Annotated in this window: 3 protein-coding genes; 2 read left to right on the top strand and 1 reads right to left on the bottom strand. The window is 70.9% G+C overall.

Annotated features, from left to right (window positions below):
- The first annotated feature begins 117 nt into the window (after positions 1-117).
- Positions 118-1,719: an ATP-binding SpoIIE family protein phosphatase gene (locus ACLF6P_RS00755; protein WP_415947295.1), complete on the top strand. Its 1,602-nt coding sequence runs from the start codon at positions 118-120 to the stop codon at positions 1,717-1,719.
- A gap of 69 nt (positions 1,720-1,788) precedes the next feature.
- On the opposite strand, the gene ACLF6P_RS00760 is transcribed toward ACLF6P_RS00755, so the two are convergent.
- Entirely contained in the window at positions 1,789-3,081 is a 1,293-nt protein-coding gene (locus ACLF6P_RS00760; RefSeq protein WP_415947297.1) for an MDR family MFS transporter, read from the bottom strand.
- Positions 3,082-3,262: 181 nt separating this feature from the next.
- Here ACLF6P_RS00760 and ACLF6P_RS00765 point away from each other — a divergent pair, with 181 nt between their 5' ends.
- Entirely contained in the window at positions 3,263-3,811 is a 549-nt protein-coding gene (locus tag ACLF6P_RS00765; protein ID WP_415947296.1) for a MarR family winged helix-turn-helix transcriptional regulator, read from the top strand.
- Positions 3,812-4,072: the final 261 nt, after the last annotated feature.

A 4,072-nucleotide genomic window follows, 5' to 3' on the forward strand; every position in this document is an offset into this window, starting at 1 on the left:
CCCCGAAGCACGACCGCACGACCCCCGAAGCACGACCGCACGACCCCCGAAGCACCACCACCGACCCGCCACGACCCACGGGCACCCACCTGCCCACCCGACATGAGGCTTCCCTCCGTGAACTTCACGCGCTGGAGCGCCAGGCTCCCCGGTACACAGCGCCGCGCCGCAGCGCGCTCCGACCGGGGTTCCGTGCCGGCCGCCCGGGCCGAGCGCGGCTGTGACGCACCGACCCCCGATGTGGACGAACTGCCGGTCCGCGAGATCCTCGACCACATCACCGACCTCGTCGTCCTGGTGCACGGCCGCGACCACCGCATCGCCTACGTCAACGACGCCTACGCGGCCGCCTTCGGAGCGCGCCCCACCGGCGCCACCGCCGAGGACGCGCTGCCCGAGCTGCGCGAACTCGGACTGCTCCCGCTCCTCGACCAGGTGCTGCGCAGCGGAAAGCCCCGCACGGTCAAGTCCCGCAAGGTGCCCACGGGCCGCTCGTACACGTTCACCTGCACCCCGCTGAACACCACGGAAGGCGGCGGCGTCCTCGTCTCCGCCGCCGACGTCACCGACCACGCGGAGGCCGCAGAGCGGCTGCGCGCCAGCGAGCGCCGCCACCGCGAAGCCGCCGTCACCCTGCAGCGCTCACTGCTGCCACAGGAACTCGAACAGCCCGACGACCTGCGCATCGCCGCCACCTACCAGCCCGGCGGCGCGGACACGGCCGTCGGCGGCGACTGGTACGACGTGATCACCCTCGGCGGCGGCCGCACCGCCGTCGTCATCGGCGACGTCATGGGCCGCGGGGTCCGCGCCGCCGCCGTCATGGGGCAGCTCCGCACCGCCGTACGCGCCTACGCCAAGCTCGACCTGCCGCCGCACGAGGTGCTCCAGCTCCTCGACGGCCTCGCCTCCGACATCGACGCCAGCCAGATCGCCACGATGGTCTACGCGATCCACGACCCGCACGAAGGCCTGCTCACGTACGCCTCGGCCGGCCACCTCCCCGTCCTCGTACGCGACGAGCACGGCGAACTGCACCGCGCGGAGGAGCCCACCGGACCCCCGCTCGGCACCGGCGGCTGGCAGCACACCTCCGGCACCCTGCCCTTCACCCCCGGCTCCACCGCCGTCCTCTACACCGACGGCCTGGTCGAACGCCGCGGCGAGGACATCGACCACGGCGTCGACCTCGTGGAACGCGCCCTCGCCGGCGCCAGCGGCACCCCGCAGGTGATCTGCGACCGCCTGCTGCGCGCCCTCAACATCACCGCCGACCACGACGACGACGTGGCCGTGCTCGTCCTCCAGCACCCCCAGCGCACCGGCCCCGAGGCCGAGCTGTTCCACGGCGCCTCGCTCGACCTGCTCGGCGGCGTCGAGGCCGCACCCCGCGCCCGCGCCTTCGCCACCGGCGTCCTCGCCAGCTGGCGCTTCCCCAGCGACCTCTGCGAGCACGGCGTCCTCGCGGCCGGCGAACTCGTCGCGAACTCCCTGCAGCACGGCACCCCGCCGATGCGGCTCCGCCTGCGCCGCACCGACCGCCGCCTGGTCATCGAGGTCACCGACGGCGACGACCACCTCCCGCTGCGCCGCCGCGCGGAACCCGCGGACGAGGCGGGCCGCGGCATCGCGATCATCGCCACGATCGCCTCGAACTGGGGCTCCCGGCGCACACCCGGCGGCGGCAAGACGGTGTGGTGCGAGTTCGAGCTGAAGTGATACGTCCCGTCAGGCACCCACGGAGTCCGTCACAGACCCACGGAGTCCGTCAGGCAACGGCGGCGTCCGTCAGGCACCCACGGCCACGGCCTCAGCGGGCCGCGCTCCGTCCACCGGCTCCGCCTGGGCGCGCGCGGCAGCCTGCCGTACGGCCCAGGGATTGTTCTGCACCGGCGTCAGCTTCTTGCCCAGCTTCACCGCGAGCACGGTGATCCCGAGCGAGAAGAGGATGAACGTCACGATGTACGGGCCGTGCAGACTCGCCCCCATCGGTCCGCCGATCGCGGGCCCGACCGCCAGGGCCAGCTGCTTGACCAGCGCGAACGCCGAGTTGTACTGACCGACCATCCCGCTCGGCGCGAGATCCGCCACCAGCGGTGCCACGGTCGGCGAGAGCATCGCCTCACCGAGCCCGAACAGGACGTACGTGGAGATGAACGCGGCCGTCGCCATCGCCTGGCTGCCGTGCCCGAGCCCCGCGTACCCGGCGAAGGCCCAGGCCACGGCCCACAGCAGCCCCACCGAGGCGATCACCTTGGTCCGCCTGCGCCGCTCGACGAACCGCAGCACCACGAACTGGGCGAGGACGATCGCGCCGGTGTTGGCCGCGAGCGCAAGGCCGAGGGTGGACGGCGAGATACCGGCCGCCTCCACGCCGTAGGCCGAGAGCCCGGACTCGAACTGCCCGTAGCAGGCGAAGAACATCACGAAGCCGAGCGCGCACAACTGCACCATCGCCCGGTGCTTGAACAGCTGCTTCATACCGCCACCGCTGCTCTGCGGCGTCGCATCGGCGATCCGAGCCTGCCGCGGCAGCCGCACGGTCGCCATGACCACGACGAGCAGCAGGAACATGGACGCCTCGATGGCGAAGAGCAGCGTGAAATCGCTCGGCCGCTCGTGCTTGACGATCTGCCCGCCGAGCAGACCGCCGACACCGAGCCCGAGGTTCTGCAGGAAGAACTGAGTGGCGAAGGCCCGCGTCCGGGTCTCGGCGGTCGAGCACTCCACGATCATCGTGGCGAGCGCAGGCTGCATCACGGCCTGCCCGGCCCCGAGCAGCGCCGCCGAGAGCATCACGGGCTGCGCCTCGCTCGCGAGCCCGAGGCTCAGCGCACCGACGGCGGCCGTGACCAGGGCGGCAAGCAGCACCGGCAGCGGACCGCGCCGGTCGACGACACGCCCGGTGAACGGCAGCACCACAAGCGCGGCCACCGCGAAGACGGCGAGCACGAGCCCCGCCGTGGTCGCACCGAGCTCCCGCACCTGCGCCACGTAGACGTAGAGGAACGGAACGGTGAAGCCGAGGCCGAACGCGCTCAGCGCGTTGCCCACGTGGATCCGCCGCATCGCGGCACCCATCGCCCGGGTCACTGCTCACCTGCCTTCTGGAGAGGGGAAGTCCGAGGAACGTCCGGGAACGTCCGAAGGTCCCGTCGGTTCGGGACCTTCGACCCTGAAGACTTCAAAGCTAAAGTTCAGAGCTAAAGACTAAGCATCGAAGGTCTTAAATGCAAAGTGGGGGCGTGCCATACTCCGGGGCATGCCTGACACCGACGGCTCCACCGGACCGGCGAGCGAACCGACCCTCGACGAACAGATCGCGGCCTACCAGCGCGAATTCGCCGACCTCGACCCCCAGGTCGAGCAGATCGTCTCGGCCCTCGGCCGCCTCAACCGCCGCATGAACGTGGCGTACGGGCGGCAGACCGCGACCCTCGGCATCAGCAATACGGAGTGGGAGGTCCTCAAGGCGCTGGTCCTCTCGGGCCAGCCCTACCGCATGGGCCCCGGCGACCTCGCCAGGGAGCTCGGCCTCACGCCCGCCGCGATGACCCACCGCATCGACCGCATGGTGCAGGAGGGGCTCGTCACCCGGGACCGCGACGAGAACAACCGCGTACGGGTGATCGTCGGCATCACCGACGCCGGCCGGCAGAAGTGGCTGGACGCCATGGAGCTGGCCACGAGCTTCGAGGAGGACCTGCTGCAGGACCTCTCCACCAAGGAGCGCGGTGTTCTGGGCGAGCTCCTGACCCGGGTCCTGCAGCGTGTCGAACTCGGAGTTGACACGCCCCCGAGCGGTGCGTAAGGTACTTCGAGTTGTCACGGAGCCGGAACGGTTCTGCGGCAGCCACTCTCGCCGCTTCGAGCGGCACACCAAACCAACGCACGATTCCCATCGGGGTCGAATGAGGCGCGCCTTCGTGTGCCCGAATTCAATTCCACCGGCTCGATTATGAGCCGCCGGGGAAATCCGCTAAGGTTCTGGACGTCGGAACGGCCCAACAGCCGCGAAGACAACCCGAGTTGACCGGGAGTCAGGCCCGAAAGGATCTGATAGAGTCGACAC

Source organism: Streptomyces lothianensis (assembly GCF_047779955.1).
GTDB lineage: Bacteria > Actinomycetota > Actinomycetes > Streptomycetales > Streptomycetaceae > Streptomyces.

Coding starts and splice junctions, on each gene's coding strand:
- ACLF6P_RS00760 (WP_415947297.1), bottom strand. CDS start 3,081: ATGGGTGCCGCGATGCGGCGGATCCACGTGGGCAACGCGCTGAGCGCG.
- ACLF6P_RS00765 (WP_415947296.1), top strand. CDS start 3,263: ATGCCTGACACCGACGGCTCCACCGGACCGGCGAGCGAACCGACCCTC.